Annotated in this window: 18 protein-coding genes; 6 read left to right on the forward strand and 12 right to left on the reverse strand. The window is 54.6% G+C overall.

Features of this window, described 5'->3' with window-relative positions:
* Positions 1-40: 40 nt before the first annotated feature.
* From BMX66_RS03925 to BMX66_RS03950, 6 genes are all read right to left on the reverse strand, one after another.
* Positions 41-3994, reverse strand: coding sequence for a translocation/assembly module TamB domain-containing protein (locus tag BMX66_RS03925; protein ID WP_090878552.1), 3954 nt, complete (start codon positions 3992-3994; stop codon positions 41-43).
* Between the two features lie 5 nt (positions 3995-3999).
* Entirely contained in the window at positions 4000-5790 is a 1791-nt protein-coding gene (locus tag BMX66_RS03930) for an autotransporter assembly complex protein TamA (RefSeq protein ID WP_090878554.1), read from the reverse strand.
* A 434-nt stretch (positions 5791-6224) separates the two neighbouring features.
* Positions 6225-6884 carry a PqiC family protein gene (locus BMX66_RS03935; protein ID WP_090878556.1) on the reverse strand — a complete coding sequence of 220 codons (660 nt, stop codon included), beginning with the start codon at positions 6882-6884 and terminating at the stop codon, positions 6225-6227.
* Positions 6881-8560, reverse strand: a complete 1680-nt coding sequence (locus tag BMX66_RS03940; protein ID WP_090878559.1) for a PqiB family protein — start codon at positions 8558-8560, stop codon at positions 6881-6883. The genes BMX66_RS03935 and BMX66_RS03940 overlap by 4 nt, the downstream gene beginning before the upstream one ends.
* On the reverse strand, positions 8557-9156 hold the full coding sequence (locus BMX66_RS03945; RefSeq protein WP_255398838.1) for a paraquat-inducible protein A: 600 nt from the start codon (positions 9154-9156) through the stop codon (positions 8557-8559). Before BMX66_RS03945 ends, BMX66_RS03940 begins: the two co-directional genes overlap by 4 nt.
* Before the next feature lie 91 nt (positions 9157-9247).
* Entirely contained in the window at positions 9248-9877 is a 630-nt protein-coding gene (locus BMX66_RS03950) for a paraquat-inducible protein A (protein WP_090878563.1), read from the reverse strand.
* A gap of 250 nt (positions 9878-10127) precedes the next feature.
* On the opposite strand from BMX66_RS03950, the gene ftsH reads away from it, so the two are divergent.
* Together ftsH and BMX66_RS03965 are read left to right on the forward strand one after the other, a co-directional pair.
* Positions 10128-11963 (forward strand): ATP-dependent zinc metalloprotease FtsH, encoded by a 1836-nt coding sequence (gene ftsH / locus BMX66_RS03955; RefSeq protein WP_090878565.1) that lies wholly within the window; start codon positions 10128-10130, stop codon positions 11961-11963.
* Positions 11964-12464: 501 nt separating this feature from the next.
* Positions 12465-13880, forward strand: coding sequence for a DEAD/DEAH box helicase (locus BMX66_RS03965; protein ID WP_090878569.1), 1416 nt, complete (start codon positions 12465-12467; stop codon positions 13878-13880).
* 207 nt (positions 13881-14087) lie between these two features.
* On the opposite strand, the gene BMX66_RS03970 is transcribed toward BMX66_RS03965, so the two are convergent.
* From BMX66_RS03970 to radA, 3 genes are all read right to left on the reverse strand, one after another.
* Complete coding sequence (locus tag BMX66_RS03970; RefSeq protein ID WP_090878571.1) at positions 14088-14474, reverse strand: group II truncated hemoglobin; 387 nt, start codon at positions 14472-14474, stop codon at positions 14088-14090.
* A 71-nt stretch (positions 14475-14545) separates the two neighbouring features.
* A complete protein-coding gene (locus BMX66_RS03975; protein WP_255398798.1) occupies positions 14546-15322 on the reverse strand; it encodes an alkaline phytoceramidase in 777 nt (258 codons plus the stop codon).
* Positions 15323-15574: 252 nt separating this feature from the next.
* Positions 15575-16924, reverse strand: a complete 1350-nt coding sequence (gene radA, locus BMX66_RS03980) for a DNA repair protein RadA (protein WP_090878573.1) — start codon at positions 16922-16924, stop codon at positions 15575-15577.
* Positions 16925-17348: 424 nt separating this feature from the next.
* Between radA and BMX66_RS03985 the strand changes: the two genes are divergently transcribed.
* Together BMX66_RS03985 and BMX66_RS03990 are read left to right on the forward strand one after the other, a co-directional pair.
* The gene (locus tag BMX66_RS03985; protein WP_090878575.1) at positions 17349-19007 is read left to right on the forward strand and encodes an MFS transporter; all 1659 of its coding nucleotides are present in this window, start codon (positions 17349-17351) and stop codon (positions 19005-19007) included.
* 99 nt (positions 19008-19106) lie between these two features.
* A complete protein-coding gene (locus BMX66_RS03990; RefSeq protein ID WP_090878577.1) occupies positions 19107-19805 on the forward strand; it encodes a pirin family protein in 699 nt (232 codons plus the stop codon).
* A gap of 201 nt (positions 19806-20006) precedes the next feature.
* Here BMX66_RS03990 and tilS read toward each other — a convergent pair whose 3' ends face one another.
* Both tilS and BMX66_RS04000 read right to left on the reverse strand, forming a co-directional pair.
* Positions 20007-21398 (reverse strand): tRNA lysidine(34) synthetase TilS, encoded by a 1392-nt coding sequence (gene tilS / locus BMX66_RS03995; RefSeq protein ID WP_255398799.1) that lies wholly within the window; start codon positions 21396-21398, stop codon positions 20007-20009.
* A gap of 22 nt (positions 21399-21420) precedes the next feature.
* Complete coding sequence (locus BMX66_RS04000; RefSeq protein WP_090878581.1) at positions 21421-22389, reverse strand: acetyl-CoA carboxylase carboxyltransferase subunit alpha; 969 nt, start codon at positions 22387-22389, stop codon at positions 21421-21423.
* Positions 22390-22615: 226 nt separating this feature from the next.
* On the opposite strand from BMX66_RS04000, the gene BMX66_RS04005 reads away from it, so the two are divergent.
* Both BMX66_RS04005 and BMX66_RS04015 read left to right on the forward strand, forming a co-directional pair.
* Positions 22616-23740: a porin gene (locus BMX66_RS04005; protein WP_090878583.1), complete on the forward strand. Its 1125-nt coding sequence runs from the start codon at positions 22616-22618 to the stop codon at positions 23738-23740.
* 325 nt (positions 23741-24065) lie between these two features.
* Positions 24066-25739 carry an ABC-F family ATPase gene (locus BMX66_RS04015; RefSeq protein WP_090878588.1) on the forward strand — a complete coding sequence of 558 codons (1674 nt, stop codon included), beginning with the start codon at positions 24066-24068 and terminating at the stop codon, positions 25737-25739.
* A 63-nt stretch (positions 25740-25802) separates the two neighbouring features.
* Here the strand turns inward: BMX66_RS04015 and ampD are convergent, their stop codons facing one another.
* Positions 25803-26396 carry a 1,6-anhydro-N-acetylmuramyl-L-alanine amidase AmpD gene (gene ampD / locus BMX66_RS04020; protein WP_090878590.1) on the reverse strand — a complete coding sequence of 198 codons (594 nt, stop codon included), beginning with the start codon at positions 26394-26396 and terminating at the stop codon, positions 25803-25805.
* Between the last annotated feature and the right edge of the window lie 12 nt (positions 26397-26408).

Genomic DNA, 26408 nt, shown 5'->3' on the forward strand with positions numbered 1-26408 from the left:
GAGGAGTCAGGTTTCGCTAATGGAGCGAGGAATGTCAGCCTCAATCAAAACGTAACGTGTAAAGCAGGTCTATCGCATTATCAAAACCAGCCCTCGTTACAAGCGTGATGTGAGGCGTCAGGGTATAGGTCAGTTTTGTTACGCCGACCACCGCCGTCATTCCTTGCTCATAGCTCAGATAGGCTCGCTTCGAAAGCCGCTTGCCGATAGTACCCACCTGCCCCATCAACGCATCGCTTCCCGCCTGCCGTATCGATAACTCGTCCACGCCAAGCGCCTGACTGATCTTGTCCGTGACCCCGCCGGATTGCCCGCCCAGAATGGAACCTGCTGCAGCGAGCAATAATGATGCGTCTGCTTTCCCGCCCGGAGCGCGGCCCAGTGCAATCCACGAGAGTTTTTCCAGATCCGACACAACCGGCGTGGACACCAATCGCACCTTGGGGTGACGCACGCTGCCAGTCACCTCAACGCCGGCCACCACCGGCAATCCCTTGCGCAGAGCAAGCACATTCAACGCAGGGTCGTCTATCGGGCCCTGAAAATTCACGATACCGCGCTCTACGACCAAACGCTGGCCATAAGCCTCGAAATTGGTATTGCGGGCGGTAATCGTGCCGGTGGCGCGCAGTTTCTGCCCAGGCTCGGCGCGCAAACGCAGTTGACCAACCAGTCTTCCCTCCAGGCCGGAGGCGCGTATATGGAATTGCTCGCCGAGATCAAGACCAGCCTCCGTGTCTATGCGCAGTCCTCTACGCTCGGGTCGCTGCTGGTCCGCTGTTTCTCGTCCAGTAACGACGATGACATCGTCCGCCAGTTGCGGATGCCCGGCCGTGGGTTGGGCAAGTAAACCGGCATCTGCGGCGAGACTGCCCCTCAAAGTGAGGACGTTGTTTTCCAGACTGGCGCGACCGCTCCCGGAGGCAATAATCCAGCGATCCGGCCGCTGCGCCAAGGGCACCAGGCTGGCGGTAATTTCCAGACTGCCACGCTCACCCGTAAAGTCCATGACGCCCGATGCCCGCAATCTGCCCGGACCTTTCTCAAGTGACACGTTCTTGAGCAGCGGATCATCGGGCCGGGGTAAGTGGGGAGCGATAAATTCCAGAACATCCATATGCAGGGATTCCTGGTCGAAACTTGCCGCCAGTTTTCCCTGCTCGAGCCGCACACCCTGCTCCAGCAAAGCCATCGTCAGCTCATCGCCGCGTATCCGGCCTTTCAGCCGTGGCGACCCGAAAGTCCCGATTACATCCGCTTCCAAAGCGATCCGGCCGCCACTTCTGATGTTGTTATCGAGGGGGTCAATGGCTGGTCCAACCCAGGAAATATCGTCCATATTGACGAATACATGCCCCTTCAGGGCTGCATCAGGCAGCACCGTCCAATGCATGGCGGAATCGGCTGATTTTGCAATGGGAAAGGAGACACTGGCATTTGCCTCGCCCAGACGCTTTCCTCGCGCCTTCAATTCTCCGGTGAACCTGCCATCCACGGCATGAGCGACGAGTTGAAGCGTCTCCAAACCCAGGGGAAGCGGCGGGTCCGCCGGCAGCACCCAGTCGCCGCTTTCACGCCTGACATCAAGGATACCCTCCAATCGAGTACCCGCTGCGATATCCCATTTGCCGCCCAGACGAAGCACTTGAGTGCCGTTCTCTCCACCTTTGACCGCAGCAACACCGGCGCGCAATCCCACCCCGGTAAAGTGGCCCTTGCTGCTCCACTTCTGAGGGCTCCATTCAGTTGCGCTGATCTGCGCCTCGCCGCCAGCGATGACAAGATTTGCGGGGCCCAGCGATATGCGTCGGGAACTGACTTCCAGCGGCGCGGCGGCCTTTAGATGAAAAGGAAACCGGCCGGTAGCCGATAGGTTGGACAATTCGCCGGACCAGCGCGCATCCCGCCACTGCTGACCTGACTTGCTCAGCTCTCCGCTGACTCGCAGTGCAAGATTCTGGTTGTCGTCCAGACGAGCGGCAACTCGCACTTCGTGATGCGATCTTTGGCCTTCCACTTCCAGCTTCAGGCTCTCCAAGCGGGTTTTTGTCCCGGTTCCATAGTCGGCGGCAGTGATCTTCAATGCAATGACCTCACCATGCAAGGCGCCATCAGCCGCCAAACTGCCAATATGATGTTCACCAGGAAGCGCGAGGTCATCTCCCTTGACATTAAAGGTCATATCCGGCCATTCAAAATTGCTGCTGCCCATATCGATAGAACTGCTCTCCAATATCGCCTCGGCAGTAAGGGACCCGCTGAATCCGCGTCCGATTTGCGCAAGCGCGGGTGCGGCAAGTTCCAGCCGCAATTGGTCGCCCTTGCGGCCAAAACCGCCGCGTGCAACAAGCTGGTTGATACCGATGCGTAATTCCACTTCTCCTTTAGCCCGAGCAAGGCCCGCAAATTCTATTTGGCCATTGCCGGACACGGGTTGTTCCGCAACTTGGCTGTTCGCCATCGTGAAATGAACTGTGCCTGCCGCACCGTCCCCCGCCTCAGGCTCCAATTCGCCTGCCAGTTTTAGCGTCGCGTTCAGATCGGTTCGCGGTGTCTGCACGAATGCGGAAACATCGAAGTGCTGAAGCCTTCCGTCGAAAGCAAATGCTCGCCGTCCGGCCAACCCAAGCGTGGCATGCCCTGCAAGCCGGGATCGGCCATGTCTGAGCTGTATTTTTTCCAGGGCAAGCATGTTATCTTTTCTCGCCACCTCGGCATCCATATGCAACGCCCTGTCTCTGTCGTGGAGCGACAAGGTGCCCTGCTGGTTTGCTGCGTCGCCGCTGAGTCTTACCTTCCCGTTGATGTTCGCCGTGCGCAGGCGCGTATCCAACCTGGCGGGATTGACACGATTGATCAGCAGGTCGGCAGAAACGGTTCCCTGTTTATGCTGCCAGGCTAAATTTCCGGAGATCGAGCCATCGCCAGGCGCAATCAACATTAAATCGTCAAGCTGGAGCAATTCGGCCGAAAGTATCGTATGTGCCCGCATCTCGAGCAGAGGCAAGCCGCCTCGGTCGAGAGCCGCGGCAGCGCTGTTTTTGGCCCTCATGTCACCCTCTAGCTGCCCGTCATCGTTTTCACGCAAATCCGCTTGCAATGAAAGACTGGCTTTGGGAGCAGCGGATGAAAAGACGTGGGGGTCAAGCCCGCTCACCGACAACCGCAGCCCAGCGACGATGAAAGGGGCGTAAGGCCGCAGTTGCGCCTCCCCTTTCCCCATCAAACCGGCCCCATTTCCTTCCAGGGCGACATCGAGCCGCTCCAGGTTGCCGGTAATGGCAGCCGATATTCTCGCTTCCAACGTTTCGGGCGATACCCCGGGCTTTTGTGGCGGCACCGGTATGGAGACGCCGGCAAGCTTTGCCTCAGCATGCAGATCGAAAGGCTTGACGCCCTCTATCCGGCCTGACGCGATCAATTTGCCAAACTCGAGACTGGCACGCAGTTCGGACAACTCATGTGTACGGCCATCGCTTTTCAATTGCGCTACAATATCTGTCGACGCAAAAACCGGCGTGCCGCCCTTCTCATGCAATACGCGCAGCGCGCCGATATCCACCTTTTGCACGAGCAACGACAAAGGCAATTCCAGGTTATCGGACGGCGAAGCGGGTTTTGACGAAGGAAGTGAAACGATCTCCACGTCTTCCACTCTCAACACAATTATTTTCAGTTGCCTCGACTTCAAGGCACCAGGTTGCCAACTGAGCTGCACATTTCGAGCAACGACAAGCAGATCATCGCTTTCAAAACGCACGATGTCGGCGTTGACGGATTCGGATAGCCTGCCGTCCAGCCCTTCAAACACTATATTGCCTGTGCTCAGTTGCGATACCGTGGACCCAAGCCACCTGAGGCCGGACTTGGTTGTTGCCAGCCAGACGCCAGCGCCGGCCGCGATGATGATGAGAACAGCAAGCAGCAGCAGAGACCGAAACCACTGGGTATTCCTGTTTGAATTTCTGGTTTGAGGTCCGTTGGTCGAATTCATCGGTATCAAAACGCCACGGCAATCGAAAAATGCAAACGTAATTTGCCGTCGTTGTGTGCCCGAGCAAGATCCAGAGCGAGTGGCCCGACCGGGCTGCGCCACCGGATGCCGCCGCCATATCCAACGTTCAGGTCCAGCCGGCGCAAAGTATCGGCCGCATCGCCGATGTCGGTAAAGACAGCAGCACCCCATTCACGTGTAAACCAGTGATTGTATTCAATGGTGCCGGTAGCCATTGCACGGCCGCCCACTATGGCCTGGCCTTCACGCACGCCCAAACGCTGAAAAGCGTAACCACGCACAGACTGGATGCCCCCGGCGCGGAACAGGTATTCCTGGGGGATGCCGAAACGTGATGGAGCGAACGTATAGCCCAACTCGCCACGCATGAACAGCACATGGCGGTCGCCCACGGGATACCAGAACTGATGCCTTACATAGGTACGAATAAAATCCTGATCAGACAGCAATTGCCGGCTTCCGCCCCCAATACGCAGTTCGGTTACGCTGCCATCTCGGGGAAATAGCGGATCGTCCACCGAACGGTAGCGCAACTGGCCGTCCAATACGAAAGTCTGATTGACCTGTTGCACGCCGCCTGTTGGGTGCCGGTCTTCCCGTTGCCAGTTCAGGGCCAGCCGTGTTTCCGCCTTGCCGGAAAGTTGATTACGGCTAACGCCTGCTTTCTCGCGTATGGTTTCCAGTTCCTGTATAAAAGTTCTCTCGACCCCTGCTCCCAAAGAAAACCACTGGCCCGCCTGGTCAGGCACACTATCGATTGTAGTAGAGAGGGTCTGCCGCTTTTGCTCTATGCGCAGCCCGCCATTCAGGCGTAAAGCGCGATCCAGAAAGTTATTATTTGTATAGCTGAGTTCGCCTCTCGCGCCGGTATTGGAACTGTAGCCTCCGCCGGCTGACACACGCTGCGCCTGAGCTTCCGATAAAACCACCTCTACGGGTGCAGCCTGATGGGTTGCTGCGTCAGGCTCGATGTTGACAGCAACTGAACTGAACTGGGGTAAATTCTGTAATTTGGTCTGGAACGAAAGCAGTTGGTCGCGGCGATAGGGACCGCCTGTCTTGAATGGAACCAGGCCGGTGATCAGCGATGGATCATAGCGATTGAGCCCTTTGATCATCAGATCTCCAAAGCGGAAAGCGGGTCCGGAATTCAGAATTACCGACAAGCGCGCCGTGGAAGATGCGGAATCCACCTCTGCCTTGCTTTCCTCTATCTCCGCCGCGGCATAATCTTCCGCCGCCACACTGGATAACAGTATCGCTTTGGCTTCTTCCCAAGCCGGGGAGCGAAATGGCTGGCCAACACCCAGAGACCAGGCAGCTTTCAGCTTTTCAGTACGGGCGCGTCGACCGGGTTCTTCAGTTGCCAGATCACCCTTGAATTCGATACTGACCTCCGTTACCAATGTGCGGGGCCCGGGGATGACCTGCAAGACCGGGGTTTTATTGGATGGATCGAGATGCAGGTTTATGGCAGGAGTAAAATAACCTTCGGTAGCGAGAAGCTCGCTTATTTCCCGCTGCGCCCGGCGCATGAAAGTGGCGCGCGCGGTTTCGTCCAGAATCGGTGCGATTGGCGGTTGAAAGTGGTTCTTCAACAAATCCTGTAAGGGTTCAGGAGCAGAAATAGTGACATGTGACGAACTTTTTTTGGCGCCAAATTGCTGTGCCTCGGCCCTGCCATTCCCTAGCGTAAAAAGGATGAGCAGCAGGATGAGCGCTGATATCCATATTCGCCCTGGACAGGAAAGAGTGGAATATTCTGCGACAGACATGGCAAGGGGGATATCACGCCTTAGAAAAACCGAGCCACAAACGCGTTGAGATGTTCGCTTGTGATTGCAGTCAAATAGAGTTTGGGTATAGCTGCGTGGCAGGTATACGATTGGAATACGGGAATTCAGAAGGTGCGTACAGACAATCGACTGCAAAAGGGATAAAGGGATATTGCGGGATCAAATCGAGACGGCATGGCCGGCTGAACCGATAAGGGCGCTACCGGATAATACCTAGCCAAGCCCGCCGTCGCAACTGTCCAAACGGAAGGGAGGGCTAATTCTTGCCACGCAGGGTTCCCCAAGGGAGTTCCCAGGAAAGCTGCTTCTGGACTATAAGCCGCTCTTTTTGCCTGGAGGCAACCATGTAGAAAAGCTATCCTGTGCGGTACCAACGGGAAATGGTTGCGCCGCCATTTAGTCAAGAGAATGTATCAATTAACAGTTTTATATGGCTTGCAGGTCACAGGATGGCCTGTATCCATTTCGATCAAATTCTTTGATACATCCTCCACCGCAGTCGACACGACACGCTGAATGCCCTTTACCACGCCCGAGATACCACCGTCGACCGGCTCTGAAATCGCTGCATAACAGGCTGCGCTACGTCCGTCGGTCAAACGCGTTATCGCCCAGCTAAACCTTGCCTTTACCCTCTCGCCAACTAGTGCGTCGAATTGGCTAAGCTCGATGGCAATTCGATAGACAGGCTGATCCGGTGTATGCGCCCGGCGGGTCTCGCTTATCGCCCCGGTTTGACCGGCAATGCCGGCAGCGAACGCGTCACGCAGCTCGTCATTGAAATGCGATGCCCATCGGTCCTGTTCAAGAACGAAAAGCTGTGTTTCCTGCCCGGAACCCTGAGAACGCACAACGAGTTGCGGACGGGCAAGCCGCTCCGGCACACTGACTGGCATCACTTCGATATAAGCGGGGGTGACCAAGCGTGGCATCCCGTCCTCTACGGAAGGTGGCCTGAATGGCGCTGATAGCGTGTAGAACCGGGTTTCCGGGATTGACGCACAGCCAGCAGCCCATAGGGCTGCCATTGATGCTGTCATTATGGCGACCATAATGGGTGACAGGCGTGTCATTGGTTATCTCCCCGCTTACCCCGAATCACGGCTTCAGGATGACGCTCGAAATAGTCGGTCAAAATTCTAAGTGAAGCAGCTGCGCGCGCCAGTTCCTGTAACGTCTGACGCAAATCCTGCTGAAGCGGCGCATCTTCGGACAGCGTACGCTCCGCCGCGTTCAGGGTCTTACGTACATCCTGCATCGCCACGGTAATTTCAGGCGCAACATCATTATTCAATTTCTCCGCCAGCTGTCCGGCGCTGTCCAGTGTCTCCTTGAGCACTTTCAACGATTGCTGCAACTCGTCGCCAATCTGGTCGAAGGGCACCTTGCTTAACTTGAGCGCTATCTCTGAAACCTGCGTTTGAATTTCGTCAGTGCTGCTGGGAATCGTCGGCAATTGCAATAATGAGCTGGGCGTATCCAAACCGGCCATATTTTCGGTGCTGCCTTTTTTTGCCGGAACGGCCTTCGGAAAAAAATCGAGGGCAATATACACCTGCCCGGTAATGAGGTTGCCGATTCGTAATTGGGCGCCCAAGCCCCGATTGATCATCAACTGCAAACGGTGTTGCGGCGTCAATTTTGACTGTCTTTGATATTCGACGAATTTCCGACCCAGACGTTCCGGATAAACTTCGACCAGTACCGGCATAATGAATTCCTGCTGCTTTGGATCATATTCAATGCCGATCGATTTAACCTGTCCCAATACCAGTCCGCGGAAGCTTACTTCGGCGCCCGGCGCCAGACCACGTACGGACTGCTTGAAGTTCAGCAATACCACCTGTGCCGGGCCATCCTGTTCCCTTAGCGCTTCAGCCTGGTTTTCCGCCAGAACAAACGCAGTATTTTCTTTGGCGGGAGTGCCGGGATTGTCTTCCGGCGCCTGAAACGAGAGACCGCCGAGCACAACAGTGGCCAGCGCTTGCGTATTTAGCGTAAAGCCACTGGCGCTTACCTGCATGTTGAAACCACTGGCATGCCAGAAGCGCGTATTAATCCCGACAAATTTGTCATAGGGAGCATTAATAAAAATACGTACGGTAATACCTTTGCCATCGTCATCCAGGTCGTACGCGGCCACCTGCCCCACTTTGATGCGGCGGTAATATACAGGCGAGCCGATGTCCAGCGAACCAATATCGGTGGCATGTAAAACATATTGTTTGCCCGAGGCGTCGCGCGTAACGATCGGCGGCACTTCCAGGCCGGTGAAGTGGTCTGCTTTCTCTTTTGCAACACCGGCGTCGGCTCCAATATAAGGCCCGAACAGCAACGTGCTAAGTCCAGATACGCCAGAGCCGGCGACCCTTGGGCGCACCACCCAGAACCGGCTGTCCGCCGCGGTAAAGCTTTTGGCTTCTTTCTTCAATAGTACGGTAACCAGCACCAGGGCGTGATCTTCGCTCAAGGTGATGGACTGCACAGTACCGATTTCCACCTCTTTATACTTGACCTTTGTCTTGCCCGCCTCCAATCCTTCGGCAGAATGAAATGTAATCGTGATTTCGGGGCCACGCTGGGCCCATGTCTGGACCGCCAGCGAAATGCCGATAACGGCCGCGACTATGGGAATCAGCCAGATTAACGAGGGAATCCAGTCCCGCTGGCGCTCCTTCACTGGCGCAGGTATCGCTTCCGCCAGATCGTCCGCCACGTCATTAGTTATTCCTGTTTTTTCTTCACTCATGCGCGTTTCCGCGATTCCTTTTCATTAGCGTCCCAGGTCAAACGGGGATCAAAACTGAGCGACGCAAGCATGGTCAGCACCACCACCGCGGCGAAAGCGGCTATACCCGCGCCAGCGTAGACCGTGGCGAAACCTTTGATCTGTACGAGGCCGGCCAGGAGCGTTACGACAAAAACATCGAGCATGGACCAACGGCCTGTCACTTCAACAAGGCGATAAAGTTTTGCTCGTTGCAAAAGACGCCAGTTACTGCCCCGCTGTGCCGTTATTAATAGCAGAATCAGGGCTGCCAGTTTGAACAGAGGCACCAGAAAGCTCGCAATAAAAACGATGAGCGCCAATATCCATGAACCGGAAACCCAGAAATAAATGATGCCGCTCATGATGGTGTCCGGCTGTTCCCCCAATAGAGAGGCGGTAGTCATGACAGGCAATGTATTCGCGGGAACATACATTATGCAGGCCGCAATCAGAAATGCCCACGTTCGGTTCACGCTATCCGGCTTGCGCACATGCAGCCTTGCACCGCAACGCCCGCAGCGATCATGATCCTTCACTTCTTTCCACAGGGTGGCGCAGTGATGACACGATAACATGCCCAGCCTGGCTGCAGTCTTGACGGGCAGCCCTTTCCCGGCTGATTCGCCCTTCAAGGTTTGTTTGGCTGGCGCTGTGTTCAGCGTGTTGTTAGCTGACATGGCTTCTCTCCGCTTTTTTCGACAAAGCCATCTTCCAGATATAGCGGGGATTAAAGGAAGACACGGCTGCAAGAAGGATTGTGAGGGCGCCAAAAGCCCATAGCGCAGCGCCAGGCAATACGGTTGCCATATTGGTCAGTTTGACGAGTGCAACGATGGTGCCGAGCAGAAACACTTCCACCATGACCCAGGGCTGCAAGGTTTGAATCAAGCGCACCAGTAAATTGAAAGCCGGGTGATATCCGGATCGTGTGACTGAGACAAGCAAATAAATCAGAACCAGAAGTTGTATCAATGGAAACAGAATAGTCGTGGCAAGCACCAGGGACGCGACGAAAGGCATGCCCGCGGTGTTCAAGGACAAAACAGCGCCTATGAGCGTCGTTCGGCTCACAATACCCTGAAGCTCCATTTCAACAATGGGAAAGGTATTGGCAATGATGTATATAAAGAAACTGGCAATCGCCAGTGGCAAAACACGTCTGCCATAGGCGCTCATATCGCGCTCCAGTTCGGCGCCGCAACGACTGCACATCGCAACTTCATTGCCACCTGGCGCTGGCCTGCTGTGAATTGCATCGCATTCTTCACAGGCGATCAAGTCGGGTATTTCCTGCATTTAAATCCTTGGGTTGATTTTCCGAATTCTCGCACGATTGGAGTATGTCCAGGTCCCGCCTATAATATCGTTTAAATTCATGGCGCGCCGCAGAGAAACGAGCTCTGCTTCATGACTGGAATTCTCACGTCTTTGTATGACGCAATTTCGGCCCCATCGGTCGCTTGCCTGTTTGTTCCCATGTGCTACGCTGAAACAAATAGCTCGCCGAACTGTCCCTCTATGAGGGAACACAGCAAGGAAGAATTCAATGGACAAGAAAACGCAAATCAACTTCTGGTACATCATCATCGCGGTATTCGGCATTTTGCTGATACAGAATCTGTACTCACAATATACGAAGGTTGAGCCTATACCCTACAGCCGCTTTCACACGTTGCTGGATCAGGACAAGATAGCGGAGATCGCGATAACCGAAAATCATATCTACGGCACGCTCAAGGAAGAAGGCTCGGATGGGTTCAAGGATTTCGTTACTACGCGGGTCGAACCCGAGTTGGCCGATAAATTGGATGAGCACAGCGTTACCTATACCGGGGTGATCCAAAGTACCTGGATCCGCGACCTGCTGTCGTGGATAGTCCCCATGGCAATCTTTTTCGGGATATGGTTGTTTATCATTCGGCGCATGAATCCAGGCGGCATTGGCGGTGGACTGATGTCGATCGGCAAAAGCCGCGCCAAGGTGTTCGTGGAGAAAGAAACCAAAGTTACTTTCGCGGATGTGGCGGGCGTCGATGAAGCGAAGGAAGAGCTGGTGGAAATCATCAACTTCCTTAAGGATCCCACGGGATATAGCCGTCTTGGCGGGCGCGTACCCAAGGGAATTCTGCTCGTGGGCCCCCCCGGCACCGGCAAAACCCTGTTGGCGCGTGCCGTTGCGGGGGAGGCACATGTTCCTTTTTTTTCAATCTCCGGTTCGGAATTCGTCGAGATGTTTGTCGGCGTCGGCGCAGCCAGGGTGCGCGATCTGTTCGAGCAGGCGCGTCAAATGGCCCCGGCAATCATATTTATCGATGAACTGGATTCGCTTGGACGAGCCCGCGGTGCATACGGAATGGGTGGCCACGACGAGAAGGAGCAAACGCTGAATCAGCTATTGGCTGAATTGGACGGTTTCGATCCAAAAGGCGGCGTGGTGCTGCTAGCCGCAACCAACCGGCCTGAAGTCCTCGACCCGGCGTTGCTGCGCGCTGGCCGATTCGACCGCCAGGTATTGGTGGATCGGCCCGATAAATTGGGCCGCGAACAGATTCTGGCGGTGCATCTGAAAAAAGTGAAGCTCGATATCGATGTGAAGCCGGAGCAGATCGCGGCATTGACACCTGGCTTCACGGGTGCGGATCTGGCGAATCTCGTCAATGAAGCGGCGCTGCTTGCCACGAGACGTAACGGTACGACGGTAACGATGGGCGACTTCAATAACGCAATCGAGCGCATCGTCGCCGGCCTCGAGAAACGCAATCGCCTGCTTAATCCGGACGAGCGCCGTGTGGTGGCATTTCACGAATTAGGACATGCAATGGTAGGACTGGCGTTGCCCGGCACCGACGAGGTGCACAAGATTTCAATCATTCCCCGCGGGATCGGCGCCCTCGGCTATACGATTCAACGTCCGACCGAGGACCGTTTTTTGATGACGCGCGCGGAACTGGAAAATAAAATGGCAATGCTGCTGGGCGGACGGGCGGCAGAGCATGTGGTGTTCGGCGAAGTATCGACGGGCGCGACGGACGATCTTGCCAAGGCTACTGATCTTGCCCGTGCCATGGTACTGCGCTACGGAATGAGCGACGCCTTGGGCAACGTCGCCTATGACCGGGAGCGGTCCGCCTTTCTCCAGCCTGGCGTACCCATGCCACAGAGCCGGGATTACAGCGAGGCAACCGCAAACGCCATCGATAACGCGGTACGCGCACTCGTCGACAATGCGCTGGAGCGTGCAGTTGGCATCCTGAAAATGAACCGGGCACTGCTTGATCGGACCGCGGCAATATTGCTCGAGGCCGAGACCCTGAACGAGCCGGAGATAGAAGCACTGAAGCGCGAGATCATTACCGGCTCAAAGGTTCCGGCGATGGCATGACGTTTGAAAGAGCTTGAAAAGTGTGGGAAGCCGGACGAAGATTCGGCTCGCGCCTGTTTTTTATTTGCATAAAAAAATTTCTATATCGACTCTGATTCCTGTATACTCCGCGCTTCGATAAAATTCCCTTATATCTTGTAGGGCTTTTTTCGGTTCATCGTTCCTGACCTCTCTTCGATTTTCAAGTCTCCAACGGAAATTGTGCGGCACCGTGGTTAGCGGCGATGTTTTATATGTGCGCCAGCGGTACTTTGCCCATTCGTTTCCGGGAGTCATATCCTGCTTGCGCGCGTTAGGGCGTATCTATAATTCAATAGTTCCAGGCAGACAGGCAGATGCGAATTGGGGGCAATACCCTTCAACGCGAATTTTGCGAAGCAATTTTGAGGCGCTGCATCGTAATTCTATGCAGGGGCAAAATTCTTTTGAGCAATGCCATAAAGCCACGGAATCCGGATTTATGGATGCACCATATTTTTTCATTTAATAGGAAAAAACAACGTGTCTTTTGAAAATCTGAATCTTCACCCACTCATTCTTAAAGCCATTATCGACTCGGGATATACATCACCCACTCCCGTTCAGGAACAGGCCATTCCGGAATTGCTGGCGGGGCACGATATCATGGCTTCAGCGCAGACCGGCACCGGCAAAACCGCCGCATTCATGTTGCCGGCACTGCATCGCCTTGCCACGCCTTCCGCAGTGCACAGCCGTGGGCCGCGTGTATTGGTGTTGACCCCGACGCGGGAACTCGCGCTCCAGGTATCCGAAGCGGCCGCGAAGTATGGTAAGCATCTGTCGCGTGTGAGGGTGGTGAGCATACTTGGTGGAATGCCTTACCCGCTGCAAAACAAGCTGCTCTCCCAGCCGGTCGATATTCTCGTCGCAACGCCGGGTCGTTTGATTGATCACATTCAGCGTGGACGCATCGACTTTTCGCGCCTTGAAATGCTGGTGCTGGATGAGGCCGACCGCATGCTCGACATGGGTTTCATCGATGACGTAGAGCGAATCGCGTCAGCCACGCCTGCAACCCGCCAAACCTTGCTGTTCTCAGCCACCCTGGATAGCGCAATAAACAATGTTGCGGCGCGTCTGCTGAAATCGCCCAAGCGCATTCAGATAGCAACGCAGCAGGCAAAACTCGATAACATCGAACAGCGGCTGCATTATGTTGACGACATTTCGCACAAGAACCGGCTGCTGGATCATCTGCTTCGCGATATGGCGCTGAAACAGGCCATTGTCTTTACCGCCACCAAGCGCGACGCCGATACGCTGGCGGACAACCTTTCCGCGCAGGGGCATGAAGCCGCCGCGCTGCACGGCGACATGAACCAGCGCGACCGTACCCGCACGCTTACCAAGCTTCGTGGTGGTGGGCTGCGCGTTCTGGTGGCCACTGATGTCGCCGCACGAGGAATCGACGTGGCAGGGATAACCCACGTCATCAATTTCGACCTGCCGAAATTTGCCGAAGACTATGTGCACCGGATCGGCCGTACCGGTCGCGCTGGCGCATCGGGAATCGCGGTGTCATTCGCTTCTGGGAAGGACGGAATCAACCTGAAAAAAATTGAGCGCTTCACTGGACAGCGGATCACATCGCATGAGGTGCCCGGTCTGGAGCCGCGATTCAAGCCACGCGTCGGCGCAGGCGGAGCATCGAGAAGTACGCCGAGCGTCGCCCATAAACGTAGCCGTACCTGGTCAAACGATAGCCCGCGCCATACCAGTAGCGCCAACAGCGCCAATGGAAATTGGGATGACAGCCGGAGCCGTTCGCCAGGCGCTGGCCGGGGCGACACGTGGGGTAACACACGGGGTGGCGCAAGAGGCAATAGCGGCGGAAATACCCGGAGCAACTCGTTCGGGAACAGCGGCGCTGCCAGCCCTTATTCCAGAACCAAATAAGCCGATCCATTCTGCAAGCGGCCGCATTCTCCGATTAAGTGGGGACAATGCGGCCGCTTGTTTTCATTCAGGACGGTAAGGCAGGATGGATGGAGCGTAGCGCAGCCATCGAAATGGACACGATGTACAGCTTATAGCCTTATTCACACCTTTCCAAACATCACATGAGAATGTGAGAAGAAAGACCCGGAAAGCGGGGATTGGTTGCTACTCCGGCTGATTTCGCATGAAATCCGCTGTCTGATCAAACGCCATGTCAAGTTTTTTGCGTAGTTCCTCATCGAGTCCGATGTCCACCATTGCGCGGCTCATACAAGACAACCACTGATCACGCTCGGGAACGCCGATAGGAAAAGGCATATGACGGGTACGCAAGCGCGGTTCGCCATATTTTTCGGTATATAAGGACGGACCGCCCGTCCAGCCGCAAAGAAACATGAACAGCTTCTGCCGGGAATGGGTCAAATCCTGCGGATGAAGCTTGCGGACGGCGAAATAGTCCGGATCCTCATCCATCAGATCGTAAAAACGATCCACCAGGCGGCGTATGACTGTTTCCCCACCTATCCGCTCGTATGATGTCGCGACGTGCATTTGGCTCTCTCCTTTTCTTCGACACCCATATACTAAGCCATATTAGGTCATGCGGGAGGAACATGCCCTGTTTATGGCAGTGGCCTGCGTTTTCTCAACATGCGCACAACCCAGTAGATGGCGCCGGCGGCTAGCAAATGCTTTATGGTATGGCCGCTTATCACCTGTCCAAGATCATAAATTACCCGATCCCCGATTTCAGCCAATTTGGCGACTGCATAAAATGCAAGCGCCATATAAATATCAGCCCCGTGGGTATATCGCGGCCGGAAGTAGATCCCGAGCAGAATAATCACCAGCAGCGAATAGAACTGCACAACGATATAAAAGTTCAGATTGCCATCGCCACGCTGTTCGCTCCAATGCCAATGCATTACGCTTCCCACGCCGATCGCAATCAGAACGGGCAGTAACCACAGCCCTACCTTTGGGCTGACGCGCTCGTTGAGCGTTGCGGCAAGCAGAGCCATTATGCCGATCGCTATCGGCAGCCGGTCCCACATTAATCGCTCGTTACCCGGTGCAAGGTGGTAATAGGCTGAGCCGATGCATGCCATCGCCACATTGAGGAAGAGAACCAGGTAGGGCCAGTGTTCCGATGGCTCAACGAACGCTTTCGCCGCATCCACTCCGCCAGAACCCATTAGGAAACCCAGACCTGCGATCCCGACAAGCAGAAAAGCACCGTTGGAGACAACATTGAAGAAATTGGGAATACCGAAATAGACGCGTTGATCCGCAAACTGATGATATTCCACAGGCTGGGGAATTGGCGGAACAAGGGCTGCAAGCAGCAGCATGCCTACCGAGAGAATACCCAGCATCCATAAGCGACGCCTGTCACTCATGTGTAACCCACATCAATCGAAGTGCTGCTTGTAACGGTATTCTTGCTTATAAGTAACATAACTCCGAGGAGTCGTTCGCTGCGAGAAGATAAGGGGGGGTTATTGGACATTTGGACGATGAAACCCTGTTGGCCATCAATCGCGCCCTGGTTGTGCTCCTGGGATTTGCGTAATCTACCTTTTTGGTAGCAGCCAAAACAGCTTTGAAACTGTAGGGGGCAACCCCCGGACGGGAGCGCATTAAAGTATTTTTCACCGCATTTTCGCTACTGCATCGTCCACCCGCTCCACCGCAATAATCTCGATGCCGGCAATTCCCTGCTTCGGCTGGTTAGCCTTGGGAACGATGGCCTTAACAAAACCCAGCTTGGCCGCTTCTTTCAGCCTTTCCAGACCGCGCTGGACTGGACGCACTTCTCCAGCCAGCCCCACTTCGCCAAACACCACCATTTTTTCCGGCAGCGGCTTGTTCTTGAGGGAAGAAACAATAGCGAGCAATACCGCCAGATCCGCGCCCGGCTCTGTTATTTTCACGCCACCCACCGCATTAACAAACACATCCTGGTCAAAACAGGCGATGCCAGCGTGGCGGTGTAATACCGCCAGCAACATCGCCAACCTGTTCTGTTCCAGTCCCACGCTCAGCCGTCGAGGGTTCGGCGCGTGGGCTTCATCCACCAAAGCCTGAATTTCCACCAGTAATGGGCGGGTGCCTTCCTGGGTCACCATTATGCATGAACCCGGCACCTGACCGCCGTGGTGCGAAAGAAACAGAGCCGAAGGATTGCTCACTTCCCGCAAGCCTTTTTCCGTCATGGCAAATACGCCCAGTTCGTTCACCGCGCCAAAGCGATTCTTGAATGCGCGGATCAGGCGAAAGCTGGAATGGGTATCTCCCTCGAAGTAAAGCACCGTATCAACCATGTGTTCGAGTACGCGCGGTCCGGCCAGCGCGCCCTCCTTGGTAACATGACCCACCAGGATAATGCATGTGCCGCTTGCCTTGGCAAGCCGAGTCAGTTGGGCTGCGCACTCACGCACCTGCGCCACCGAACCGGGCGCTGATTGCAAGGCATCGGAATAAATGGTCTGGATAGAATCGATTACTGCTATATCGGGTTTACGCTCCGTCAGCGCTGCCTGGATTCTCTCCAGCTGGATTTCCGCCAGCAGGTGTACCGCCTTTGCGTCCAGCGCCAGGCGCTTTGCCCTAAGCGCCACCTGCCGCGCCGATTCTTCACCGCTCACATACAGCACGTCGCGCATAACGGACATATGACATAGCGCTTGCAGCAGCAGCGTCGATTTGCCGATTCCCGGGTCTCCCCCCAGCAGTACAACCCCGCCATGCACCAGGCCACCGCCCAATACCCGATCGAACTCGGCCACACCCGTTGAATAACGCTCCTCCTCACCCGCCTCCACCTCACTCAAATTCTGCACTTGCCCGGTTTCGGATACGGAGGTGAAGCGCGACGCCACTTTGTCCGCAATTACTTCGACGAGCGTATTCCATGCTTGGCAATGCGGGCACTGACCCTGCCATTTCAAGGTCTGGCCGCCGCATTCGGTGCAGGAATAAGTGGATTTTGTTTTAGCCATTTTCAAGAAAACAACTTGCCGTAATCCTCATGACTATTGATCCGGAGCCAGATCGTCCTTCATCTGTTCCTGCACAACAGCACGATGGCGCATGCCGACTCTGTTTAAATTGTTTTTCGATCAGCCATATATCGCCCATATCATCTCCATTAGCTTGATGCTTTGATTATCATTCTAACTCGTTCATAAAGCGTGGCGGGACTCACGTTTAACGGTACTACTGATTCTGTGCTCTCTGCGGCATGTACGGATATTCCAACGCTATGCTAACGCGGAGACGCGGCGTCTCGAAAACTTGTTTTGAATAAGAGCTTGCTATTTAGATTGAATTGTTTATAAATGAAACCTATACAGAAAAGCGAAGCGTTAAAAACCATTAATATCAACAGCTAAAAGGCCCATCTTTAGACAGCCGGGATCCCTGATGAGCAACCCTGCCGCAGATACCGCCCCGAATACCTCGAACACCTCGAATCCCGACGTATACTCGCCGCTCAAATTGCCCGTTTTCCGGGTTTTCTGGTTTGCCGCGCTCGGTTCCAACATCGGTACCTGGATCAATGTAGTGACTTCCGGCTGGGTGATGACTGACCTGTCGCCTTCACCGGTAATGGTGTCCCTGGTGCAGGCAGCAACATCTCTGCCGATGGTACTTTTTGCATTGGCGGCAGGCGCGCTTACCGATATTGTGGATCGCCGCCGCTATCTGCTCATCACACAAATATGGATGGCGTTGACGGCGGCGATACTGGCTGTACTTGCCGCCACGGACCAGATTGACATCTGGAATCTGCTGATCCTGACGTTCGCTCTCGGTGTCGGTGCATCAATGGCTACACCCGCGTTGAATGTCACCGCGCCTGAACTCGTTCCCAGAAATCTGCTGCCGCAGGCTGTTGCCTTGAGTTCGCTGTCGATGAATCTCTCGCGTTCCATCGGACCTGCCATTGGCGGCCTGTTGCTGGTGCAGTTCGGCGCATGGGCCGCTTATAGCGTTAATGCAATCTCCTTTCTCGGCATGATACTGATGCTGTGGTATTGGAAACATGAGCCGGCTGAGCGATCTCTGCCGCCCGAACGCTTCTTCCAGGCGTTGCGTGCCGGCCTGCGTTATGCGCATATGGCGTCGCCTTTCCGCGCTGTGCTGATTCGCGCCACAGCTTTCATTCTCTTCGCGACGTCTGTGTGGGCGCTGCTCCCGCTGATCGCACGGGTCGAACTGGCGGGAGGACCCGGAACCTATGGACTTCTCCTGGCCTTTGTCGGCATCGGAGCGGTTTGCGGTATTATTATCCTGCCGCGGCTGCAGACGCGTATCTCCCGGGATCAGCTGGTGCTTGTCGCAAGCATAGTTTATGCCTTGGCTGCTGCGGCCCTGGCAACGATCCGCAGCGAAGCGGTTTTGTATGGCGTTATGACTGCTTGCGGCGCAGCGTGGGTCGGTGTCCTCTGGTCGCTGCAGGTGGCTGCACAGATTTCGGTTCCCGCCTGGGTTCGGGGACGCGCCTTATCCCTCTACATCATGGTCTTCTCCGCCGGTATGACGCTCGGCAGCCTGCTGTGGGGTTGGGTGGCGGCGGAGACCGGCATTCCCGCCGCATTGCTGCTGTCGGCTTCGGGTGCCGTGCTGGCGGGGCTAGCCGTTCGCGGATTCAGTCTCGGCAAACAAGAAGCGCCGGACCTCACCCCATCGTACCATTGGCCCCCGCATCCACCCGCCGCAGAGGGTCTGGATAAACGTCGTGGACCCGTGCTGGTGACTATCGAATACGAGATTGCGGTAGATCAGCGCGAAGCTTTCCTCAATGCGATTGAGCCGCTCGGCGCAATCCGGCGACGTGATGGCGCGTTCGCCTGGGGCGTCTTTGAGGATATTGCCACGCCTGGCCGCTATGTCGAATTTTTCCAGCACGATTCCTGGCTTGATCATTTGCGCCAGCATACTCGCGTCACCCGCGAAGACCAGCGCATCCAGGAAAATGTCCTTCGTTTTCATACCGGGAGTGCAGCACCAAAGGTGTCTCATTTTGTCGGCGGCGCGCCCACCGCATCCACGGATAGTTCAATGGCAACCGGCCCATGAAACCGGGCAGCCGGCTTGCTGCACTTCTTTCCTCCCAGTTCCGGACAGGTTCACGGCCCCTGCTCCGCCTACATTTTGCTACCTCCAAGGAGAATAGTCATGATGGAAGTACGTCGAGCCCGGGAACGCGGCCATGCCGATCATGGCTGGCTAAATTCCTGGCACAGCTTTTCTTTTGCGGATTACCACGATCCCGAGCACATCCAGTTTCGTGCGTTGCGTGTCATCAATGACGACACCGTCGAGCCCGGAGGCGGTTTCGGCACGCATAGCCACCGCGACATGGAAATCGTCAGCTACGTACTGGAGGGGGCTTTAGCGCATAGGGACAATATGGGCAATGGTTCCGTCATTCATCCAGGCAGCGTACAACGCATGAGCGCGGGCACGGGCGTACAGCATAGTGAATTCAATGCTTCATCGAGTGAACAGGTCCATTTCCTGCAAATATGGTTCCTGCCCAATAAAACGGGTATTCCGCCAGGCTATGAAGAAAAATACTTTGACGATGCGGTAAAGCGCGGCAGGCTATGTCTGATCGCCTCACCGGACGGCGCTGATGGCTCTGTAAAAATTCACGCCGATGCAAAGATGCTTGCCGGGCTGGTGGATGGCGGAGAACGCGTCGAGCATAGGGTGGGGGACGGTCATCTTATTTATGTCCATGTTGCACGCGGCAGCGTGTCGCTCAATGGCATGCTTTTACAGGCAGGCGACGGTGCCAAACTTACCGGCGAAAATCACCTGATTCTCGATCAAGGGCGGAAAGCGGAGGTGCTTGTTTTCGAGTTGGAGTAAAGCTTACTTGACCTTATATCGCGCTTGAATTCTGCAGCGTTGCCTATTGTCATTACTACTACCGGAATAAACGGTACATGTGATGTAGCAGACGCCCATACATACTCTTGGCTGGTTTGAACTGGATTCCGCGTCAGGCGCGGAATGGCGAAATTTTTATTAATTTATGAATCCGCCATTGCCGTGATTTTCCGAGAAAATCTATGGTATTTTCTCGTGGGATAACACAAAGTCCGGAGCAGACTGCCACTCCACCGCCAAGCCAGGCTCTCCGGCTGCCGCCCGAAAGTCACAATCGATACCGATTCCCGGCACGCAAACGAGATGCTCTCCGCTGAATATCAGCGGCAGCGTTTCCCGCTTCCACGGCGGGACGGATGCTTCCCGTAAAAAGTTTTTCAGACTGCGGCGCGGGCGCTCACAATCCGGGCGCAAACGCTCCCCCCCGCAACGCCGTCGTATTGTGACTGGGTGCTCGGAGAGTTTCTGCAAGTTGAGCCCCACGCCGTTGCGGCGCGTGAGTTTGAGGGTGCCGCCAAGCTCTGCGATAGCGAGTTCCTGCTCTCCTTTCCATACCAGCCGCCATTCTGTTACCGATGAGGCACCTTTTCTCGGAGGGCGGGCCCTGCGTACGTGAACCTCCCCCTTGAAGCAGCGGACTTCGGCATTTCCGAAAATCACATGCAGTTTTGTATCGGGACGCGAAGACAGCATTTGCCGCAGAATTTCTTCGAGCTTTATTCTGCTGGGCAGAATCGCGCCCTGCTGTGCCAGGGTGTAGCGCAATAGATTTTTTGCGCGCAGAAAACCCAGGTTCCGCAAATCTTCAACGTGCAGCTTGCCCGGAACGACACATGCTTTGCTGTCGACCTCGGCCAATTCATCCAGCAGGCAGGATGCCTCCGCCATATGCCGGCTTGCGCGCATAAAAGTAGTGCGATAAGAAGGGAAACGCTTTTCCAGCAGCGGAAAAAACTCGTGGCGCAGAAGATTCCGGTCGAAAGAGATGTCATCGTTACTCTCATCGGTAATCCACTGCAATGCATGTTCGCTGGCGTAATCCTCGATTTCACGCCGCGACACCTCAAGGAGCGGGCGCAATATTCGCGGTCGGCCTCCTGACAACGCTGGCATCCCGGTTCCGATTCCTTGCTTACTGATTTCTGCTGCAAAGTTGCGAACCACCGGCATGGCTCCCAGCCCCTTCACACCGGCGCCGCGAAGCAATTGCAGCAGCAGCGTTTCAGCCTGGTCATCCAGGTGCTGAGCCAACACTACATAATCCGCTTTCAGTTTTCCGAATACCCGATAGCGCTCGTCGCGAGCGGCAGCTTCAAGGCTGACCCCAGGTTCCTGGTTGATTTTCAGCTTGGCAACTTTAAGCGGGATGGCGCTGGATCGGCATAGGTCGCTGCAGAATTTGCTCCACTTATCCGCATTGATGCTGATGCCGTGGTTGACATGAATGGCAGAGAGCGAAAACTGCATTTGAACCGATAGCGGAACAAGCAAATCCAGCAGAACGACAGAATCCACCCCGCCGCTCAGCGCTACAGCCAGATGATTGCCGCTTTGGATTTGTTCACGCAACACATTTTCCGCCTTGCGGGAAATGCTATTTGATTTTGACTTCCTTGAATTTGCCATATCCCATCAGCCGCTCAAAGCGCTTCTCCAGCAGCAACTGTGTGGAGTAATCCTGCAAATGCCTGAGCGATTCCTGCAGCGCCTTCCTTACGGATTGCATGACAGTCAGGTAATCGCGATGAGCCCCGCCTGGAGGCTCGCTGATGATCTTGTCGATCAACCCCATGGTTTTGAGGCGATGAGCGGTGATGCCCATGATCTCCGCAGCTTCGGACGCCTTGTCCGCGCTTTTCCAGAGGATGGAAGCGCAGCCTTCGGGAGAAATGACGGAATACGTCGCATATTGCAGCATCTGTACCACGTCGCCCACCGCCACGGCCAATGCACCGCCAGAACCGCCTTCCCCGACGATCGTGCAGATCACCGGCACTTTCAGTTCCGCCAGAACATAGAGGTTTCTTCCGATGGCCTCGGATTGACCGCGCTCTTCGGCGCCGATGCCAGGGTACGCGCCCGGGGTATCGATGAAGGTAATCAGCGGCACATCGAATTTTTCCGCGAGACGCATCAGGCGCAGTGCCTTACGATAACCCTCGGGCTTGGGCATGCCGAAATTACGACGAATTTTTTCTTTGGTATCGCGTCCTTTCTGATGACCGATAACCATGACGGATTGGCCATTAAACCGCGCCAATCCGCCGACAATTGCATAATCATCGGCAAAACTGCGGTCGCCGTGAAGCTCTTCGAAATCCGTAAACAGATGTTGAATATAATCAAGCGTATAAGGGCGTTGCGCGTGTCGGGCGACCTGTGAAATCTGCCATGGCGTAAGCTTCGCGTATATGCTGTTGGTGAGCGACTGGCTTTTCTTCTGCAGGCGCAGGATCTCGGCTGAAATATCCACCGCTGAATCGTCCTGTGCAAAACGCAATTCTTCTATTTTTGCTTCAAGCTCAGCGATAGGCTGCTCGAAATCCAGAAACGTAATTTTCATGGAGCACGGGCATAAATTGAAACGTGCAATGATACAGGAATACCAAAACACCGACGACTGTATCAGGAACGAATCAAACCGTTACGGTTTCATATTCTCCGAAGCGGGTATATCGAAGGCAAATTTAGCTTGATGCCAAGGGTTCTTATAGGATACGCATGTGTTAATGCGGCTGTCGGCTGAGGTCAAAAAACATCCGGACCGCCTGACATGAGAATTAACCTTAATGTTAAGAAACTCTTTCAATCCGATCGTTGCTACGCTTGTCGCGTTGGGCATCTGTCTGCTGACAAGCGAGAAAACCCATGCACAGCATGGCGCCGGAATTACCCGCAATCTCCTCTCCCCATTAACCGTTAGCGGTTACGTCGAAACATATTATGGCGTTGATTTCAATAGACCTGCCAACGATAGAAGGCCTTCCTTTTTGTATAATTTCACCAAGGATGAGGAAGTTTCGGTAAACCTGGCTTTCCTGAAAGGTTCATACAACGCAAACAATATCAGGGCCAACCTCGCGTTAGCGGTCGGCAGCTATATGAATGCCAACTATGCAGCTGAGCCTGGGATATTGGGAAATTTTTATGAAGGTAATATTGGCGTAAAGCTGTCTAAAGAAAATAACCTGTGGCTGGACGTGGGTGTCTTCCCCTCACACATCGGTTTTGAAAGCGCAATGGGGAAAGAGAACTGGACTTTAAGCAGAAGTATCATGGCAGAGAACACGCCTTATTTTGAAACAGGCGCCAAACTCGGCTATAGATCAGAAGATGAAAAATGGTTCTTCAGCGCATTGGTTCTGAATGGCTGGCAACGCATCAAACCTGTGGATGGGAATACTCTGCCTGCATTCGGCACCCAGGTTACTTATACGCCTTCCTCAGGAATAACCCTGAATAGCAGCACATTCATCGGCACAGACAAGCCTGACGATGCGAGGCAAATGCGCTACTTTCATAATTTCTACGGTATTTTCAAAATAAATAGTGCTCTTGCCGCAACGCTTGGTTTTGATATTGGTATCGAGCAAAGAAACAGGAATTCCTCAGCCATGAATACGTGGTTCAATCCAACAGTTATCCTGAGGTATACGCCTACCGTAAAAACCGCCATTGCAATCAGGACGGAATATTACGATGACAGACACGGCGTAATCATTAGCTCCGGCACGCCGGATGGCTTTAAAACCTGGGGCTTATCAACCAATTTCGATTACCACGTTACGAATCACATATTGTGGCGTATAGAAGCGAGAACATTGGGCAGTAAAGATCGCATTTTTACCCGAAATGATGGTCATACATCGGATAGAAACATATTCCTGACAACATCATTGGCCATCAGTTTCTGATGCGGCATCTCAAGGGTAATGGGTAATGGGTAATGGGTAATGGGTAATGGGTAATGGGTAATGGGTAATGGGTAATGGGTAATGGGTAATGGGTAATGGGTAATGGGTAATGACAATAATAATGGAGCATATTCGTCATCAAATAAATCAAGAGACCGAATCCGTTCCTGACTGAGCCATTTCAAATAATGCGCGTTGCGGATGCATGCCGCTTGACATTACTTTTCGCCCGCCTGGCCGACAGCCCAGCGCAAATGAATTCGGAATTCACTGAAGAAACGTATAAAATAGAGGGTTTTTCCAAATCCTTTCCAAGGAAAAAGCTTTGATCACCACAGCCAACATCACTATGCAGTTCGGGGCCAAGCCCCTGTTCGAAAACGTCTCGGTCAAATTCGGCGACGGCAACCGCTACGGTTTGATCGGCGCCAACGGTAGCGGCAAATCCACATTCATGAAGATTCTGGGCGGCGATCTGGAGCCGAGTTCCGGCAATGTCAGCGTAGACGCCGGCGAGCGCGTGGGCAAGTTGCGCCAGGATCAGTTCGCCTTTGAGAACTGTCTCGTGATCGATACCGTAATGATGGGGCACGATGAGTTGTGGCAAGTGAAACAGGAGCGCGACGCGATTTACGCCAATCCTGACGCCACCGACGCCGACTATATGCATGCAGCGGAACTCGAAGCGCGCTTCGCCGAATTGGACGGATACTCCGCCGAGGCGCGTGCAGGCGAACTGCTGTTAGGGGTCGGTATTCCATTGCCGCAGCACCAGGGACTAATGAGCGCGATAGCACCCGGATTCAAGCTCCGCGTCCTGCTGGCGCAAGCATTATTTGCCGATCCGGACATCCTGCTGCTGGATGAGCCGACCAATAATCTCGATATCAATACCATCCGCTGGCTGGAAGATGTAATCAACACAAGCAAGAGTACCATCGTCATCATTTCGCATGATCGCCACTTTCTGAACAGCGTCTGCACGCACATGGCTGATCTGGATTATGGCGAAATCCGGATTTATCCCGGGAATTATGACGACTACATGACCGCGTCCACCCAGGTGAGGGAACGCATGCTTGCCGATAACGCAAAGAAGAAAACCCAGATCGCGGAATTGCAATCGTTTGTCAGCCGCTTTTCCGCTAACGCATCCAAGGCGCGGCAGGCAACGAGTCGCGCGCGCCAGATCGAGAAGATAAAACTGGAAGATGTGAAGCCATCCAGCCGCCAGTACCCCTACATTCGTATTGATGTGGACGAGCGTGAAAAGCTGCATCGTCTGGCGGTCTCCGTGCAAAGCATCAGCAAGCATTTCTCGGGCATGGAAAAGCCGCTGCTTCAGAAATTCAGCCTTAACGTCGAAGCCGGCGAGAAGATCGCCATCATTGGTCCCAATGGCATTGGCAAGACCACGCTGCTGCGCTGCCTTGCCGAGGATCTGGCTCCAGACGCGGGCGAGGTAAAGTGGGCGGAGAAAGCGCGCCCTGGTTACTTCGCGCAGGATCATGCCGCCGATTTTGAAGCGGAGATGTCACTTACCGACTGGATGACACAGTGGCGGCGCGAACACGATGACGACCAGGCTGTACGCAGCGTCCTCGGACGACTGCTGTTTTCCGGCGACGAAGTCAAGAAATCGGTAAAAGTCATTTCCGGGGGAGAGGAAGGACGCATGTTGTTCGGCAAGCTCATGCTGCAACGAAACAACGTGTTGCTCATGGACGAACCAACCAATCACCTGGACATGGAATCGATAGAATCCCTGAATGCCGCGCTCGAGAAATATACAGGTACGCTGATTTTCGTTTCCCATGACCGGGAATTCGTGTCGTCGCTGGCGACCCGTATCGTTGAAATGAAGCCGGATGGGATCACTGATTTCAAGGGTAGCTACGAAGACTATCTACGAGGTCAAGGTGTGGCCGCGGATAGCGCTGGCGCGCGCGGCGGCAATTCGACGCCGTCAAGGGAAAAACTTCGGGCGTCGTCCAGGTAATTCGCCGCGGTAATTCACCGGAATAATCTCTTCCCGAGACTTATCTAATAGGGGAGTGTGGACTCAGGCCAGCGCAGTGCGGTAACGATCCCAGTCGAAACAAGGGCCGGGATCGGTCTTCCTGCCAGGCGCGATATCGGAGTGTCCCACAATATCGGTGATGGGATAGGTTTTCTGCAGTGCCCGGGTAAGCGCTGCCAGTGCCTGATATTGGGTATCGGTAAAAGGGGTGGTATCGCTGCCCTCAAGCTCTATTCCGATGGAAAAATCGTTGCAGCGGCTTCTCCCCTGCCAGCACGATTCTCCGGCGTGCCAGGCGCGCTTTTCGCACGGAACAAACTGGATAGTCTCGCCATCCCGCCGGATGAAAAAATGTGTGGAAACCTGCAGGCCGCGGAGAGTCTGGTAATAGGGATGAGCTTCGGGATCGAGTTTGTTGGTAAAAAATTCCACCACCCCATCACCACTGAACACCTCCGGGGGCAGACTGATATTATGAATCACCAGCAGGCTTATCGCGCACTCAGCCGGACGCTCATCGAAATTGGGTGAAAAAACAACACGTACATTGTGCAAGCAATCCGTTGCATCAACTTTATTGGTTGGCTCGTTCCTGTTCCTGCGCTCTGCTTCCCGTTGTTCGTATACTGCCTTCACTCTTCTCGAATC

The organism is Nitrosovibrio sp. Nv6 (genome assembly GCF_900110495.1).
Lineage (GTDB): Bacteria > Pseudomonadota > Gammaproteobacteria > Burkholderiales > Nitrosomonadaceae > Nitrosospira.

What these genes read in the sequence shown, in the direction of transcription:
- BMX66_RS03925 (WP_090878552.1), bottom strand. Translation starts at nt 3,994, where the DNA reads ATGAATTCGACCAACGGACCTCAAACCAGAAATTCAAACAGGAATACC.
- BMX66_RS03930 (WP_090878554.1), bottom strand. Translation starts at nt 5,790, where the DNA reads ATGTCTGTCGCAGAATATTCCACTCTTTCCTGTCCAGGGCGAATATGG.
- BMX66_RS03935 (WP_090878556.1), bottom strand. Translation starts at nt 6,884, where the DNA reads ATGACACGCCTGTCACCCATTATGGTCGCCATAATGACAGCATCAATG.
- BMX66_RS03940 (WP_090878559.1), bottom strand. Translation starts at nt 8,560, where the DNA reads ATGAGTGAAGAAAAAACAGGAATAACTAATGACGTGGCGGACGATCTG.
- BMX66_RS03945 (WP_255398838.1), bottom strand. Translation starts at nt 9,156, where the DNA reads ATGTTATCGTGTCATCACTGCGCCACCCTGTGGAAAGAAGTGAAGGAT.
- BMX66_RS03950 (WP_090878563.1), bottom strand. Translation starts at nt 9,877, where the DNA reads ATGCAGGAAATACCCGACTTGATCGCCTGTGAAGAATGCGATGCAATT.
- ftsH (WP_090878565.1), top strand. Translation starts at nt 10,128, where the DNA reads ATGGACAAGAAAACGCAAATCAACTTCTGGTACATCATCATCGCGGTA.
- BMX66_RS03970 (WP_090878571.1), bottom strand. Translation starts at nt 14,474, where the DNA reads ATGCACGTCGCGACATCATACGAGCGGATAGGTGGGGAAACAGTCATA.
- BMX66_RS03975 (WP_255398798.1), bottom strand. Translation starts at nt 15,322, where the DNA reads ATGAGTGACAGGCGTCGCTTATGGATGCTGGGTATTCTCTCGGTAGGC.
- radA (WP_090878573.1), bottom strand. Translation starts at nt 16,924, where the DNA reads ATGGCTAAAACAAAATCCACTTATTCCTGCACCGAATGCGGCGGCCAG.
- BMX66_RS03985 (WP_090878575.1), top strand. Translation starts at nt 17,349, where the DNA reads ATGAGCAACCCTGCCGCAGATACCGCCCCGAATACCTCGAACACCTCG.
- BMX66_RS03990 (WP_090878577.1), top strand. Translation starts at nt 19,107, where the DNA reads ATGATGGAAGTACGTCGAGCCCGGGAACGCGGCCATGCCGATCATGGC.
- BMX66_RS04000 (WP_090878581.1), bottom strand. Translation starts at nt 22,389, where the DNA reads ATGAAAATTACGTTTCTGGATTTCGAGCAGCCTATCGCTGAGCTTGAA.
- BMX66_RS04005 (WP_090878583.1), top strand. Translation starts at nt 22,616, where the DNA reads ATGTTAAGAAACTCTTTCAATCCGATCGTTGCTACGCTTGTCGCGTTG.